The 15081-nt window shown below is 60.5% G+C and carries 13 protein-coding genes; 12 read left to right on the top strand and 1 reads right to left on the bottom strand.

Annotation, left to right across the window (positions count from 1 at the left end):
- Positions 1-16 precede the first annotated feature (16 nt).
- The 7 genes from mreC to tldD all read left to right on the top strand — a co-directional run bounded on the left by mreC (position 17) and on the right by tldD (position 10050).
- Positions 17-1138: a rod shape-determining protein MreC gene (mreC, locus tag AD670_RS10885; RefSeq protein WP_082340951.1), complete on the top strand. Its 1122-nt coding sequence runs from the start codon at positions 17-19 to the stop codon at positions 1136-1138.
- A complete protein-coding gene (gene mreD / locus AD670_RS10880; RefSeq protein ID WP_027604826.1) occupies positions 1138-1626 on the top strand; it encodes a rod shape-determining protein MreD in 489 nt (162 codons plus the stop codon). The genes mreC and mreD overlap by 1 nt, the downstream gene beginning before the upstream one ends.
- 51 nt (positions 1627-1677) lie before the next feature.
- On the top strand, positions 1678-2274 hold the full coding sequence (locus tag AD670_RS10875) for a nucleoside triphosphate pyrophosphatase (RefSeq protein WP_053131577.1): 597 nt from the start codon (positions 1678-1680) through the stop codon (positions 2272-2274).
- A 70-nt stretch (positions 2275-2344) separates the two neighbouring features.
- A complete protein-coding gene (gene rng, locus AD670_RS10870) occupies positions 2345-3802 on the top strand; it encodes a ribonuclease G (RefSeq protein WP_010213134.1) in 1458 nt (485 codons plus the stop codon).
- 76 nt (positions 3803-3878) lie between these two features.
- Positions 3879-7694: a YhdP family protein gene (locus AD670_RS10865; protein ID WP_053131574.1), complete on the top strand. Its 3816-nt coding sequence runs from the start codon at positions 3879-3881 to the stop codon at positions 7692-7694.
- A 48-nt stretch (positions 7695-7742) separates the two neighbouring features.
- On the top strand, positions 7743-8591 hold the full coding sequence (locus tag AD670_RS10860; protein ID WP_053131572.1) for a carbon-nitrogen hydrolase family protein: 849 nt from the start codon (positions 7743-7745) through the stop codon (positions 8589-8591).
- A 16-nt stretch (positions 8592-8607) separates the two neighbouring features.
- The gene (tldD, locus tag AD670_RS10855; RefSeq protein ID WP_053131569.1) at positions 8608-10050 is read left to right on the top strand and encodes a metalloprotease TldD; all 1443 of its coding nucleotides are present in this window, start codon (positions 8608-8610) and stop codon (positions 10048-10050) included.
- A 45-nt stretch (positions 10051-10095) separates the two neighbouring features.
- Here tldD and yjgA read toward each other — a convergent pair whose 3' ends face one another.
- Complete coding sequence (yjgA, locus tag AD670_RS10850) at positions 10096-10617, bottom strand: ribosome biogenesis factor YjgA (RefSeq protein WP_017138246.1); 522 nt, start codon at positions 10615-10617, stop codon at positions 10096-10098.
- 108 nt (positions 10618-10725) lie between these two features.
- Between yjgA and pmbA the strand changes: the two genes are divergently transcribed.
- The 5 genes from pmbA (at position 10726) to AD670_RS10825 (ending at position 15054) form a co-directional block, all read left to right on the top strand.
- The gene (pmbA, locus tag AD670_RS10845; protein WP_053131566.1) at positions 10726-12072 is read left to right on the top strand and encodes a metalloprotease PmbA; all 1347 of its coding nucleotides are present in this window, start codon (positions 10726-10728) and stop codon (positions 12070-12072) included.
- Positions 12073-12220: 148 nt separating this feature from the next.
- Positions 12221-12616, top strand: coding sequence for a hypothetical protein (locus tag AD670_RS10840; RefSeq protein WP_053131564.1), 396 nt, complete (start codon positions 12221-12223; stop codon positions 12614-12616).
- On the top strand, positions 12609-13985 hold the full coding sequence (locus AD670_RS10835) for an aspartate ammonia-lyase (RefSeq protein WP_053131562.1): 1377 nt from the start codon (positions 12609-12611) through the stop codon (positions 13983-13985). The genes AD670_RS10840 and AD670_RS10835 overlap by 8 nt, the downstream gene beginning before the upstream one ends.
- Before the next feature lie 27 nt (positions 13986-14012).
- Positions 14013-14441, top strand: a complete 429-nt coding sequence (locus tag AD670_RS10830) for a hypothetical protein (protein ID WP_053131559.1) — start codon at positions 14013-14015, stop codon at positions 14439-14441.
- A 1-nt stretch (position 14442) separates the two neighbouring features.
- The gene (locus AD670_RS10825; protein ID WP_027604817.1) at positions 14443-15054 is read left to right on the top strand and encodes a superoxide dismutase; all 612 of its coding nucleotides are present in this window, start codon (positions 14443-14445) and stop codon (positions 15052-15054) included.
- Positions 15055-15081 lie beyond the last annotated feature (27 nt).

The raw sequence follows: 15081 nt of genomic DNA, 5'->3' as shown, positions 1-15081 counted from the left end.
CTGGGAGGAGCGGCCTATTAAACCGCTTTTCGCCAAAGGCCCCTCATTGGGCGTGCGCTTATTGGTGCTGGTCGTGCTTTCGGTCGCATTGATGGTGGTCGATGCCCGCTTTGCACTGCTCAAGCCGGTGCGTAGCCAAATGTCGCTGGTGTTGATGCAGACCTACTGGATCACCGACCTGCCGCAACGTCTCTACCAGGGCGTGGCCAGCCAATTTGGCAGCCGCACCGAGCTGGTTGCCGAGAACGAAAAACTCAAGACCGAAAACCTGCTGTTGCAGGGGCGTATGCAAAAGCTGGCGGCCCTCACCGAGCAGAACGTTCGGCTGCGCGAGTTGCTCAATTCTTCTGCACTGGTCAACGAGAAGGTCGAAGTAGCCGAGTTGATCGGCATGGACCCCAACCCCTTTACCCATCGCATCATCATCAACAAGGGTGAGCGCGACGGCGTGGTGCTTGGTCAGCCGGTACTCGATGCCCGTGGCCTGATGGGCCAGGTGGTCGAGCTGATGCCCTATACCTCGCGCGTACTGCTGCTGACGGACACTACCCACAGCATTCCGGTGCAGGTCAACCGTAACGGTTTGCGCGCGATTGCCAGCGGTACCGGCAACCCTGAGCGCCTGGAATTGCGTCACGTCGCGGACACGGCCGACATCAAGGAAGGCGATCTGCTGGTCAGCTCCGGCCTGGGCCAGCGGTTCCCGGCAGGCTATCCGGTGGCAACGGTCAAGGAAGTGATCCACGATTCCGGCCAGCCCTTCGCCATTGTGCGTGCCGTGCCCACTGCCGCCCTGAACCGCAGCCGCTACCTGTTGCTGGTGTTCAGCGACAATCGCACTCCGGAAGAGCGTGCCAACGACGCCGCCCAGGCCCAGGAAGCGGAAGACAAGAAGAACGGCACTGCGCCGATCATTCCTGCGACCGTACCCAAGCCTCAGTCGACTACCCCCGTTGTACCGGCGGCAACTCCGGCAGCTACCGCGCCCGTGGCCACACCGGTCAAACCAGCGGCCCATAGCGCGCAACCGGTGAAGCCGACGGCAGCGAAACCACCGGCCACCACACCTGCTACCACGACGCCTGCCGCGAAGCCTCCAGCCGCAGCCCCGGCAACCACACGGCAGAGGGAGGAATAATGGCCGGTACTCATTCGAGCAATGGCTGGATCGTCTGGCTGACATTCGCCATCGGCTTGCTGCTCAGCGTTTCGCCACTGCCGCAGTTCATGGAGATTCTGCGTCCGCTGTGGCTGGCATTGCTGCTGGCATTCTGGTCGCTGAACCTGCCGCATAAAGTGGGTATGGTCACGGCCATGTTCCTGGGCTTGGCGGAAGATGTGCTGTATGGCACCTTGCTGGGCCAGAACGCGTTGATCCTGACCCTGATCACTTTCCTGGTGCTGTCGTTGCAGCAGCGCCTGCGCATGTTCCCGATGTGGCAGCAATGCCTGGTGATCCTGGTGATCTTTGGTCTGGCGCAGTTGGTACAGCTGTGGCTCAGTGCCTTGACCGGTAACCGCCAGCCAACCCTGGCGCTGGTGTTGCCGGCCCTGGTCAGTGCGCTGCTGTGGCCGTGGATCAGTTTCGGCCTTCGCGGGTTACGTCGTCGCTATAAAATCAATTGAATGGATTGCGAGGCTCTGCCTGGTTATCGAACCCCACAGGGAGAGTCTGCAATGAATTCGCTATATCTGGCCTCGGGCTCCCCGAGGCGGCGTGAACTGCTGACCCAGATCGGTGTGCCGTTCACTGTGGTCAGCGCCGCTATCGATGAAACGCCCCTTACCAATGAATCGGCTGTTGCCTATGTTGAGCGTCTTGCGCGCGGCAAGGCGGCGGCGGGATTTGCTGCGCTTGGGCAAAACCCAGGTGCTTGCGTGCTGGGCGCCGATACAGCGGTGGTTGTGGACGGCCAGATCCTTGGCAAGCCTGTGGACCAGGCCGATGCCCTGGCGATGTTGATGGCCTTGGCGGGGCGTGAGCATGAAGTGCTCACCGCCATCGCGCTCACCGATGGACAGCGCTGCGAAACTCGATGTGTAAGCAGTCGTGTACTTTTTCGTGGGATTTCTGTCGAGGAAGCTACAACCTACTGGCACAGCGGCGAACCCCTGGACAAGGCGGGCGGCTATGCTATTCAAGGGCTTGGGTCGGTGTTCGTGGCCGGGCTCAATGGCAGCTATTCCGCCGTGGTAGGCCTGCCGGTGTGTGAAACCGCGCAACTGCTCGCCCAATTCGGCATACCCTGTTGGCAAAACCTTACCGCGCGCTGAACGCGTTACTCCAGCGCCCAGCCTTAAGCGACCGGTCACTATTGTGAAAACGCCTGAACGAGACCCAGCCATGAGTGAAGAGATTCTGATCAATATCACGCCGATGGAATCGCGCGTGGCGGTGGTAGAGAACGGTGTTCTGCAAGAAGTGCATGTCGAGCGCACCCAGAAACGCGGGATTGTCGGCAATATCTACAAGGGCAAGGTGGTGCGGGTGTTGCCGGGGATGCAAGCGGCATTCGTCGATATCGGCCTGGACCGCGCTGCGTTCATCCACGCCTCGGAGATTTCCCTGCGCGAAGGGCCGGCGGTGGAAAGCATCAGTGCCTTGGTGCATGAGGGACAGAGCCTGGTGGTGCAAGTCACCAAGGACCCCATCGGCTCCAAGGGCGCGCGGCTGACGACTCAGCTGTCGATTCCTTCGCGCTACCTGGTTTACATGCCGCGCACCGCCCATGTCGGCATTTCCCTGAAGATTGAAGACGAAGCCGAGCGCGAGCGCCTGAAAAAAGTGGTCAGCGACTGCGTGGCCGCCGAAGGCATCAAGGAAGCGGGTGGCTTTATCCTGCGCACCGCCGCCGAGGGCGCCGGTGCCGACGAAATCCTCATGGACATTCGCTACCTGCGGCGTCTGTGGGACCAGATCGGCGCGCAGATCAAGACCATCGGCGCGCCAAGTGTCATCTACGAAGACCTGGGCCTGGCCCTGCGTACCTTGCGCGACCTGGTCAGCCCCAAGATCGAGAAAATTCGCATCGACTCGCGGGAAACCTTCCAGCGCACCACGCAATTTGTTGCCGAGCTGATGCCGGAAATTGCCGACCGCCTGGAACACTATCCTGGCGAGCGGCCGATCTTCGACCTGTATGGCGTCGAGGACGAAATCCAGAAGGCCCTGGAGCGCAAGGTGCCGCTCAAGTCCGGCGGCTATCTGGTGGTGGACCCGGCGGAAGCCATGACCACCATCGACGTCAACACCGGTGCGTTCGTTGGCCATCGCAACCTTGAAGAAACCATCTTCAAGACCAATCTCGAAGCGGCCACGGCGATTGCCCGCCAACTGCGCCTGCGTAACCTGGGCGGCATCATCATCATCGACTTCATCGACATGGAAGATGAAGAGCACCAGCGCCAGGTGCTGCGCACTCTCGAAAAGCAGCTGGAGCGCGATCACGCCAAGACCAACATCATCGGCATCACCGAGTTGGGCCTGGTGCAGATGACCCGCAAGCGCACCCGCGAGAGCCTGGAGCAGGTGCTGTGCGAGCCCTGCAGCAGTTGCCAGGGCCGCGGTAAGTTGAAGACCCCGGAAACGGTTTGCTACGAGATTTTCCGGGAAATCCTGCGAGAGGCGCGGGCCTACCAGGCCGAAGGTTATAGAGTGCTTGCCAACCAGAAAGTGGTCGACCGTCTGCTGGATGAAGAGTCCGGTAACGTGGCTGAACTGGAGGGCTTTATCGGGCGTACGATTCGCTTCCAGGTCGAAACCATGTATTCCCAGGAACAATATGACGTGGTGCTGCTCTGATCCCCATTCGCTTTCTTTTTACGAGGCTCGCAGACCTTGATCTGCAGTCCGACTACTGCCTTGAGGGTCGCCTGACATGGAGCGTCTGATACGCTTTTTTGCCGTTTTGACCCGTTGGGGCCTGGGCCTGTGCGCTTTGCTGCTGGTGTTGGCGGCGGTGTATGTGAGCCTGGGTCGCGAGTTGACCCCGCTGGTGGCCGAATACCGCGCGGAAATCGAGGCCAAGGCCCAGGCTGCGGTGGACATGCCTGTGCACATCGGCAGCCTTGAAGGGCGCTGGAGCGGCTTTGCGCCCGTGTTGCTGGCCCATGACGTGATGGTCGGCGAGGGCAGCAGTGCCTTGCGCCTGGACCAGGTCGAAGTGGTGCCGGATATCTGGGCCAGCCTGATGGCGCGCGAAGTGCGTATTGCGCACCTGCAAGTCAGTGGCCTGCAACTGAGCGCCAAGGAAGACAAGGACGGCCATTGGGCGCTGCAAGGCTTGCCGATGCAGGACGACCAGCCGCTGGACCCGGAGCAATTGCTCCAGCGCATGCAGATGGTCAAGCGCCTGTCGCTGCTCGATAGCCAGGTCACCTTGCAACCGTTCGACCAGGCGCCTCTGACCTTGACGTATGTGGGTTTGAGCCTGCATACCGGCATCACCCGTCAACGTCTGGACGCACGCCTGACCCTGCCCGACGGCCAGCCTCTGGCGCTGAGCCTGCGCAGCCGCATTCGTGCCAGCCAATGGAAAGACGCTGAAGTCCAGGCCTACCTGAGCCTGCCGCAGAGCGACTGGGCCAAGTGGATTCCGGCCAGGCTGACCCAGCAGTGGAAACTCACACAGTTCAAGGCCGGCGGTGAATTCTGGCTGAATTGGGGTAAAGGCACTGTGCAAAGTGCGGTGGTGCGCCTCAACTCGCCGCAAGTGAAGGGCAGCTACGCCGAGCGCAAGCCGGTGCATATCGAAAACCTTGCACTCACGGCCTATCTGCAACGCGGTGATACCGGCTTGAAGGTGTTGTTCGATTCCTTGGCGATGAACCTGGGCGAGACCCGATGGGAGTCGCGCCTGCAACTGCAGCAGACCCTGGCGACCGACAAGGACCAGGAAGCTTGGAAACTGCAGGCTGACCGCCTCGACCTGACCCCCATCACACCGTTGCTCAACGCCCTCGCGCCGCTGCCGGAAGGTGTCGCCAAGACCGTCGAGCATCTGAAGGCCACCGGCCTGCTGCGCAATGTTCTGGTGGATTTCCGTCCACAGGATACGACCGATCAAAAAGTCAGTTTTGCCGCCAACCTGGAGCGCGTCGGGTTTGACGCCTACTTCGGCGCACCGGCCGCGCGCAACGTTTTCGGGAGCATCAGCGGCGACCTGGGCCATGGCGAGTTGCGCATGGACAGCAAGGATTTTTCCCTGCACCTCGATCCGATCTTCGCCAAGCCCTGGCAGTACCTCCAGGCCAATGCACGCCTGACGTGGAAGCTGGATAAAGAAGGCTTCACCCTGATCGCCCCCTATATCAAGGTGCTGGGGGAAGAAGGCAAGATCGCCGCCGATTTCCTGATTCGCCTGCATTTCGACCACAGCCAGGAAGACTATATGGACCTGCGGGTCGGTATGGTCGATGGCGATGGACGCTTTACCCCTAAATACCTGCCAGCCGTGCTGAGCCCCGAGCTGGATGAATGGCTGCGCACGGCGATTCTCAAGGGCGCGGTGGATCAGGGGTTCTTCCAGTACCAGGGGTCGCTGAACCACGATGCATTGCCGGCTTCGCGCAATATCAGCCTGTTCTTCAAGGTGCATGACGCTGAATTGGCGTTCCAGCCGGGCTGGCCCCATGTGGCCAAGGTCAATGGCGAGGTGTTTGTCGAAGAGACTGGCGTTCGTATCGTGGCCAGCAAGGGGCAGGTGCTCGACACCAAGGTCAAGGACATCTACGTCAATATTCCCCATGCACCGTCCGGCAAGGAAAGCCATCTGCTGCTTACCGGCGGTTTTGCCGGTGGCCTGGGGGATGGGCTGAAGATCCTGCAGGAAGCGCCGATTGGCACAGCATCCACCTTTGCCGGCTGGAAAGGCGAAGGAGACCTGCAGGGCAAGCTGGATCTGGACATCCCGCTGGCCAAGGGCATCGAGCCCAGGATCGTGGTGGATTTCCAGACGGACAAGGCGCGCCTGCAACTGGCGGAACCGCCCCTGGACCTGACGCAGCTCAAGGGCAGCTTCCGCTTCGACAGCGCCAAGGGCCTGAGTGGCGAGAAGATTACCGCCCAGGCATTTGACCGGCCGATCACTGCGCAGATCTTTGCCGATGGCAAGCCGGGCAATATCAGCACCCGTGTCTCCGCCAGGGGGCAGGTGACGGTCAAGCGTTTGACGGATTGGTTGAACGTCAGTCAGCCGTTGCCGGTGTCCGGTGATATTCCCTACCAGTTGCAGCTCAATCTGGACGGTGCCGACAGCCAACTGATGGTCAGCTCCAACCTCAAAGGCGTTGCGGTGGATTTGCCTGCGCCGTTCGGCATGCCGGCCAGCCAGGGGCGTGACAGCGTATTCCGCATGACTTTGCAGGGTGCTGAGCGTCGCTACTGGTTTGGTTACGGTGAGCTGGCCAACTTCACCTTTGCCGCGCCGCCGGACAAACTCAATGACGGCCGTGGCGAGTTGTTCCTCGGCGACGGTGATGCCGTGCTGCCAGCAGGCAAGGGCTTGCGCATTCGTGGCGTGCTCTCGGAACTGGATATCGATCCCTGGAAAAAACTGGTCAACCAGTATGCTGGCAATGACCCGGGTGGCAGTGCGAAGCAACTGCTGAGCGGTGCCGAATTCAAGATTGGCAAGCTCACCGGTCTGGGTACCCAGTTCGATCAGGTCAACCTGCAGTTGGACCGAAAGCCTGCCGCCTGGGGGTTGCAGTTCGACAGCCAGCAGGCCAAGGGTGCGGTGAACCTGCCGGATGCCAAGGGCGCGCCGATTGCGATCAACCTGCAATACGTAAAGCTGCCGGCGGTGGACCCGACGGTGCAGGCTGATGAAAACGCTCCGGACCCGTTGGCCAGCATCGATCCCAAGGATATTCCGGCACTGGATATTGCCATTGATCAACTGTTTCAGGGGCCGGACCTGGTGGGCGCCTGGTCGCTCAAGATCCGACCCACTGCCAAAGGCCTGGCCTTCAACAATCTGGACCTGGGCCTCAAGGGCATGCAACTCAAGGGGGCCGGCGGATGGGAGGGCGCTCCGGGGAGCAGCAGCAGTTGGTACAAGGGCCGCCTGGACGGCAAGAACATCGCCGACGTACTCAAAGGCTGGGGCTATGCGCCGACTGTCACCAGCGAGGACTTCCATCTGGATGTGGATGGGCGTTGGCCGGGTTCGCCAGCATGGGTTGGGCCAAAGCGTTTTTCCGGCAGTCTGGATGCGTCCTTCCGCAAAGGTCAGTTTGTTGAAGTAGAGGGTGGCGCCCAGGCGCTGCGGGTGTTCGGCCTGCTCAACTTCAACTCCATCGGGCGCCGCTTGCGCCTGGACTTCTCCGACCTGCTGGGCAAAGGCTTGAGCTATGACCGGGTCAAAGGCCTGCTGGCGGCCAGTAATGGTGTGTTCGTCACCCGCGAGCCGATCACCCTGACTGGGCCGTCGAGCAATCTGGAATTGAACGGCACCCTGGACCTGGTGGCTGACCGTGTCGATGCCAAGCTGTTGGTGACATTGCCGGTGACCAACAACCTGCCGATCGCTGCGCTGATCGTCGGGGCGCCGGCGATTGGTGGCGCACTGTTCCTGATCGACAAGCTGATCGGTGATCGTGTTTCGCGGTTCGCCAGCGTGCAGTACAAAGTGGAAGGCCCATGGAAGGATCCAAAAATCACCTTCGACAAACCATTTGAAAAACCAAACTGAGAGCCTGTGGAGTAGCATGGCCGCATGCCTTTTTCGGAGTATCGGCCCATGTCCTTTGCGGTAATTCAAATGGTCAGTCAGAGCGATGTGCTGGCTAATCTGGCCCAGGCCCGGCGCTTGTTGGAACAAGCGGCGGCTGGCGGTGCGAAGCTGGCGGTGCTGCCGGAAAACTTTGCCGCCATGGGCCGCCGCGACGTAGCGGATATTGGCCGCGCCGAGGCGCTGGGCGAAGGTCCGATCCTGCCGTGGTTGAAACAGACCGCCCGCGACCTCACCTTATGGATAGTGGCCGGCACACTGCCGTTGCCGCCCAGGGATCAACCGCACGCCAAATCCAACGCCTGCTCGCTGCTGATCGATGATCGCGGCGAAGTCGTCGCTCGTTACGACAAGCTGCATCTGTTTGATGTGGATGTGGCGGACGCCCGGGGTCGCTATCGGGAGTCCGATGACTATGCTTTCGGGAGTAACGTGGTGGTGGCGGATACGCCGGTCGGCCGTTTGGGTCTGACGGTATGTTACGACCTGCGCTTCCCTGAGCTGTACAGCGAGTTGCGCGCAGCGGGGGCTGAATTGATCACCGCGCCCTCAGCGTTTACCGCAGTGACCGGTGCTGCCCACTGGGATGTGCTGATTCGGGCGCGGGCCATCGAAACCCAGTGTTACTTGCTGGCAGCCGCCCAGGGCGGTGTGCATCCGGGGCCACGGGAAACCTATGGCCATGCAGCGATTGTCGATCCGTGGGGGCGTGTGCTGACACAACAGGATCAAGGCGAAGCGGTGTTGCTGGCCGAGCGCGATAGCAGTGAACAGGCGTCGATACGGGCGCGCATGCCGGTGGTGAACCATCGGCGCTTTTTCTCGCAGGGCGCGCAGCGGTCTGCTTCAGAACGATGAATTTAAGGCCAAACCTATGAGCGAGTTGTTGTCCTCAGTCAGTGAACACCTCCTGGCACCCGGTGGCGTGACCATCGAAAGTTTGCAAACCGTGCTCGGCGATCTGGCCGGGCCAGGCATCGATGCAGCCGACCTGTATTTCCAGGGGCAGATCTCCGAGTCCTGGGCCCTGGAAGATGGCATCGTCAAGGAAGGCAGTTTCAATCTTGACCAAGGTGTAGGCGTACGCGCGCAATCCGGTGAAAAGACCGGTTTTGCCTACAGTAACGCGATCACATTGGAGGCGTTGGGCCTGGCCGCGCGCGCCGCGCGTTCGATCTCCCGTGCCGGCCAAAATGGCACCGTGCAGGCGTTCAGTACCCAGGATGTGGCGCAGTTGTATGCGCCGGACAACCCTCTGGAAGTGATCAGCCGTGCGGAAAAGGTCGAGCTGCTCAAGCGTGTCGATGCGGCCACCCGCGCCCTAGACCCACGTATCCAGCAGGTCACCGTGAGCATGGCCGGCGTGTGGGAACGTATCCTGGTGGCGTCCACTGACGGTGGCCTGGCGGCGGATGTGCGGCCGTTGGTGCGTTTCAACGTCAGTGTGATCGTCGAGCAAAACGGACGTCGTGAACGCGGCGGCCATGGCGGTGGCGGGCGTACCGACTACCGTTACTTCCTCACCGACGACCGTGCGATGGGCTATGCCCGTGAGGCTTTGCGCCAGGCATTGGTGAACCTGGAAGCCATTCCCGCGCCGGCGGGTACCCTGCCAGTAGTGCTGGGCTCGGGCTGGTCCGGCGTATTGCTGCATGAAGCGGTGGGTCATGGCCTGGAAGGCGACTTCAACCGCAAGGGCAGTTCCGCCTACAGCGGGCGCATGGGCGAGATGGTTGCGTCCAAGCTCTGCACCATTGTCGATGACGGCACCCTGGCCGGTCGCCGTGGCTCGCTGAGTGTCGATGACGAAGGCACGCCGACCGAATGCACCACCTTGATTGAAAACGGTGTGCTCAAGGGGTACATGCAAGACAAGCTCAATGCCCGTCTGATGGGCGTGGCGCGCACCGGTAATGGCCGTCGCGAATCTTATGCGCACCTGCCGATGCCACGCATGACCAACACCTACATGCTCGGTGGCGAAAGCGACCCGGCGGAGATTATCGCTTCGGTCAAGCGCGGCATCTACTGCGCCAACCTTGGCGGTGGCCAGGTGGATATCACCAGCGGCAAATTCGTGTTCTCCACCAGCGAGGCGTACCTGATCGAAGACGGCAAGATTACGGCGCCGGTCAAGGGGGCCACGTTGATTGGTAATGGGCCGGAGGCGATGAGCAAGGTGTCGATGGTCGGGAATGACCTGTCGCTGGACAGTGGCGTGGGTACGTGCGGGAAAGATGGGCAGTCGGTGCCGGTGGGTGTCGGCCAGCCAACGCTGAAGATTGATGCGATCACCGTGGGTGGCACGGGGTCGTAAGGGGTGGAGCTTCGGGTGGCGAAGATCGCCACCCGGGGAAGGGCATCAACGCAGGCCGCGTTGAGTCTCGTCCAGCTCACGGATGTACTTGAAGATTTTACGGCTGGTGGCCGGCGCCTTGTTATGCGCCTGCTCGTGCTGGGCCTGACGGATCAGGGAGCGCAGTTGCTGGCGATCCGCGTCCGGGTAGTCCAACACGAATTTCTCCAGCACCGCGTCATCGCCCGAGATCAGGCGGTCACGCCAACGTTCCAGGTTATGGAAGCGTTCGTTGTACTGGCGAGTGGAGGCATCGGTTTGATCAAGCAAAGCGAGAATGGCGTCAGTGTCCTGATCGCGCATCAGCTTGCCGATAAACATGATGTGCCGTTTACGCGCGATATTCGCGGTGTGCTTGGGTGCGTCCGCAAGAGCCCGGCGCATTTCGTCGGTCAGTGGCAGTTTTGCAATCAAGTCTTTCTTGAGCGTTGTAAGGCGCTCGCCAAGGTCAACCAGAGCATGCAGCTCACGTTTGACCTGGGTTTTGCTTTTCTCCCCATCGAGGGAGTCGTCGTAAGAATCAACCATGGTGGCAGTCCGCAAAGAAACGCCGCCATGATAACCAGTCGGGGGCCGCTTGTCCGGCCCGGTCGCTCGATGGCCTTAACCGAAAGCAGAATTTGAGTGGAGAAAACCATGAGTGCAGCCCAAAGCGTCGGTCCGCAAGCGTTACCGGCCCTGCAGGAACAAGTCGAGCAGATCCTTGCCGAGGCCAAGCGCCAGGGGGCCAGTGCCTGTGAAGTGGCGGTGTCGCTGGAGCAGGGGCTGTCGACGTCGGTGCGTCAGCGGGAAGTGGAAACGGTCGAGTTCAACCGCGACCAGGGCTTTGGTATCACCTTATACGTGGGGCAGCGCAAAGGTTCGGCCAGCACGTCGGCCAGCGGCCCGGAAGCGATCCGCGAAACGGTGGCCGCCGCGTTGGCGATTGCCCAACACACCTCCGAGGACGAAAGCTCGGGCTTGGCCGATAAGGCGCTGATGGCCAAGGACTTGAAGGATTTCGATCTGTTCCATGCCTGGGATATCACGCCCGAGCAGGCCATTGAGCTGGCGCTGACCTGTGAAGCGGCAGCGTTCGATGCCGATGCCCGCATCAAGAACGCCGATGGCACCACGTTGAGCACTCACCAGGGCTGTCGCGTATACGGCAACAGCCACGGGTTTATCGGGGGGTATGCGTCCACCCGGCACAGTTTGAGCTGCGTGATGATCGCTGAGGCCAATGGCCAGATGCAGCGTGATTACTGGTATGACGTAAGCCGCCAGGGTGAATTGCTGGCTGATCCGGTCAGCATTGGTCAACGTGCTGCACAACGTGCCGCGAGCCGCCTGGGCGCGCGCCCGGTGCCTACCTGTGAAGTGCCGGTGCTGTTTTCGGCAGAGCTGGCTGGCGGTTTGTTCGGCAGTTTCCTGGGGGCCATTTCTGGCGGCAATCTGTATCGCAAGTCTTCGTTCCTTGAAGGCGCCATTGGCCAGAAGTTGTTTCCCGAGTGGTTGACCATTGATGAGCGTCCGCACTTGATGCGTGCCATGGGCAGTTCGGCGTTCGATGGCGACGGCCTGGCCACGTATGCCAAGCCGTTCGTCGAGAACGGAGAACTGGTGTCCTACGTGCTGGGCACCTACTCAGGCCGCAAACTCGGTCTGCCAAGCACCGCCAACTCCGGTGGGGTGCATAACCTGTTCGTGACCCATGGCGATGAAGACCAGGCGGCGTTGTTGCGTCGCATGGGGCGTGGCCTGTTGGTGACCGAATTGATGGGCCATGGCCTGAATATGGTCACCGGGGATTACTCCCGTGGTGCGGCGGGTTTCTGGGTGGAAAACGGTGAGATTCAGTTCGCCGTCCAGGAAGTGACCATTGCCGGCAATATGCGCGATATGTTCAAGCAGATCGTTGCTGTGGGAAATGACCTGGAGCTGCGCAGTAATATTCGTACAGGCTCGGTGCTGATTGAGAGGATGACCGTCGCGGGCAGCTAATCCCGCTACAGCTTCACAAAAAAGGCGCGCCATCTTATGGATGGCGCGCCTTTTTTGTGGGCGTGTTTCAGGGGGATTACTGTGCCACTCTTGTTTTGATTCTCAATATCATTTAATAATAAATATCATTACCGAGCGAGTGTGGATCATGAGTTCTGTCCTGCATGAGGATCCCTACCTGGAAAGCTGGCGTTGGATGAGTCGTCAGATTCGCTGCGGCCTGGATCCCAATGAGCCTCGCCTGATCGAACATTACCTCAATGAGGGGCGATACCTGGCGTGCTGCACCGCGACCCATCCATGGACCATCGCAGAAACCTCATTCCGCCTGCTGATCGACACCGCCAGTGATATCGCCCTGCCGTGGCATTGGCGCTCGATTTGCCTTGACCAGGCCTGGCGCCCATTACGCGACCTGGAAAAACTCTCCCACTGTGCCTGCCGCCTCAAGCGCTGGCAGAGCTTTGCCTGGCAATTGGCGACCTGCGAATTGCTTCCCTCCATTTCCGTTTCTGACCTGGTGCAAGGATCTTCCGATGAGTAACACCCGTATCGAACGTGACAGCATGGGCGAACTGCAAGTCCCCGCCGAGGCCTTGTACGGAGCGCAAACCCAGCGCGCGGTGAACAACTTTCCGATCAGCCACCAACGCATGCCGGCGCAGTTCATTCGCGCCCTGATCCTGGCCAAGACGGCGGCTGCCAAGGTCAACGTCGACCTCAAGCAGATCAGCGAAGGGCAGGGCAAAGCCATCGTCGATGCCGCCCAAGGCTTGCTCGAAGGCGATTACATGCAGCACTTCCCGGTGGACATTTTTCAGACTGGTTCCGGCACCAGTTCGAACATGAATGCCAACGAGGTGATTGCCACCTTGGCCAGCCGTTTGCTGGGTGAAGGGGTCAACCCCAATGACCACGTTAACTGCGGCCAAAGCAGCAACGACATCATTCCCACCACCATCCACGTCAGTGCTGCGTTGGTGCTGCACGAGCAAACCCTGCCGGCCCTGCTGCACCTGGTGCAGGTGATCGAGCAGAAGGCCGAAGAAGTCCACCCCTTCATCAAGACCGGCCGTACGCACCTGATGGACGCCATGCCCGTACGCATGAGCCAGGTACTCAATGGCTGGGCGCAGCAACTCAAGGCCAATATCGGCCATTTGCAGGACTTGCTTCCGAGTTTGCAGGCTTTGGCCCAGGGCGGGACGGCGGTGGGCACCGGGATTAACGCGCACCCGGAATTCGCCGCGCGTTTCAGTCAACAGCTCAGCAGTCTGACCGGCGTGAAGTTCACCCCCGGCAAGAACCTGTTCGCGCTGATCGGCTCCCAGGACACTGCCGTCGCCGTCTCCGGCCAGTTAAAGGCGACTGCCGTGTCGCTGATGAAAATCGCCAACGACCTGCGCTGGATGAACTCGGGCCCACTTGCCGGCCTGGGTGAGATCGAGCTGGAAGGTCTGCAACCGGGGTCCTCGATCATGCCCGGCAAGGTCAACCCGGTGATTCCGGAAGCCACCGCCATGGTGGCTGCACAAGTCATTGGCAATGACACGGTGATCACCGTGGCCGGTCAATCCGGCAACTTCGAATTAAACGTGATGTTGCCGATCATTGCCCAGAACCTGCTCAGCAGCCTCGAGTTGCTGGCCAATTCCAGCCGTCTGTTGGCAGACAAGGCGATCGCCAGCTTCAAGGTCAACGAAGCCAAGCTCAAGGAAGCACTGTCGCGCAATCCGATCCTGGTCACCGCACTCAACCCGATCATTGGTTACCAAAAGGCCGCTGAAATCGCCAAGAAGGCCTATCAACAAGGTCGTCCGGTGATTGATGTGGCCCTTGAACATACCGACCTGCCCCGCAGCCAACTGGAAGTCCTGTTGGATCCGGAAAAACTCACGGCTGGCGGCGTGTAATCACCGACCCTGCTTTGGAGGCTCACCATGGAGCACTGGAAACGCACGATCGAACGGGCCAATCGCTGTTTTATGCAGGGCGAATTGGTTGACGCTCGCGAGGCCTATCTGCAAGCCCTGGCCCTGGCTCAAGTGTTGTTCGAACGCTGGGCGAATGCCGACGAAGCAGTGGCGGCTTGCGTCATCTCCCATCACAACCTGGCGGACTTGCACCTGCGCCTGAATCAGCCAGAGGAAAGCGCCGAGTACCTCTGCGCCATTCACCAGCGCCTGCTGCAGACCATGCAGGACGCGCGTCTGAGCCCGCAACTGCGCGAAGCGGCCCTGCGCCAGAGCAGCAAGACTTACGTCGAGTTATTGAATTTCATCAGCGATCACGGCGAGTACCCACGCACCCATCGCTTGCTGGGCGGTACTGCGGTGCAGCCGACCCCGTCTCAATACGGAGCACATTGATATGACCTACACCTTGCCTGCCTTGCCCTATGCCTACGATGCCCTTGAGCCGCATATCGATGCGCAAACCATGGAGATTCACTACACCAAGCACCATCAGACCTACATCAATAACCTCAATGCGGCGGTCGAGGGCACCGAATTTGCGGGCTGGCCGGTGGAGAAACTGGTGTCCAGTGTGCAGCAACTGCCGGAAAAACTGCGTGCGGCCGTCATCAACCAAGGCGGTGGCCACGCCAACCATTCACTGTTCTGGGCGGTGATGTCGCCTAAAGGTGGCGGCAAGCCCGACGGTGCGTTGGGAAAAGCCGTTGAAGAGCAACTCGGCGGTTTCGACAGTTTCAAGGAAGCCTTCACCAAGGCCGCCTTGACCCGTTTCGGCAGCGGCTGGGCCTGGTTGAGCGTCACCCCGCAAAAGACGCTGATAGTGGAAAGCAGTGGCAACCAGGACAGCCCTCTGATGAATGGCAACACGCCGATCCTCGGTCTGGACGTCTGGGAGCATGCTTATTACCTGCGCTACCAGAACCGTCGCCCTGAATACATCAATGCGTTCTACAGCGTCATTAACTGGCCGGAAGTTGCCGCACGCTATCAGGCCGCGTTGGCCTGACATTCACCTCGATAACACGATCTAAGG

The sequence above is a fragment of the Pseudomonas sp. MIACH genome, from assembly GCF_001269925.1.
Lineage (GTDB): Bacteria > Pseudomonadota > Gammaproteobacteria > Pseudomonadales > Pseudomonadaceae > Aquipseudomonas.
The sequence above is the reverse complement of the archived record's forward strand: the minus strand, read 5'-3'. Positions and strand labels throughout refer to the sequence as shown.

Bases quoted from the DNA above. Each gene is read 5' to 3' on its own strand.
- AD670_RS10865 (WP_053131574.1), top strand. From the start codon at position 3,879: ATGGAGCGTCTGATACGCTTTTTTGCCGTTTTGACCCGTTGGGGCCTG.
- AD670_RS10840 (WP_053131564.1), top strand. From the start codon at position 12,221: ATGAGTTCTGTCCTGCATGAGGATCCCTACCTGGAAAGCTGGCGTTGG.
- tldD (WP_053131569.1), top strand. From the start codon at position 8,608: ATGAGCGAGTTGTTGTCCTCAGTCAGTGAACACCTCCTGGCACCCGGT.
- AD670_RS10875 (WP_053131577.1), top strand. From the start codon at position 1,678: ATGAATTCGCTATATCTGGCCTCGGGCTCCCCGAGGCGGCGTGAACTG.
- yjgA (WP_017138246.1), bottom strand. From the start codon at position 10,617: ATGGTTGATTCTTACGACGACTCCCTCGATGGGGAGAAAAGCAAAACC.
- rng (WP_010213134.1), top strand. From the start codon at position 2,345: ATGAGTGAAGAGATTCTGATCAATATCACGCCGATGGAATCGCGCGTG.
- AD670_RS10825 (WP_027604817.1), top strand. From the start codon at position 14,443: ATGACCTACACCTTGCCTGCCTTGCCCTATGCCTACGATGCCCTTGAG.
- AD670_RS10835 (WP_053131562.1), top strand. From the start codon at position 12,609: ATGAGTAACACCCGTATCGAACGTGACAGCATGGGCGAACTGCAAGTC.
- AD670_RS10860 (WP_053131572.1), top strand. From the start codon at position 7,743: ATGTCCTTTGCGGTAATTCAAATGGTCAGTCAGAGCGATGTGCTGGCT.
- pmbA (WP_053131566.1), top strand. From the start codon at position 10,726: ATGAGTGCAGCCCAAAGCGTCGGTCCGCAAGCGTTACCGGCCCTGCAG.
- mreD (WP_027604826.1), top strand. From the start codon at position 1,138: ATGGCCGGTACTCATTCGAGCAATGGCTGGATCGTCTGGCTGACATTC.
- AD670_RS10830 (WP_053131559.1), top strand. From the start codon at position 14,013: ATGGAGCACTGGAAACGCACGATCGAACGGGCCAATCGCTGTTTTATG.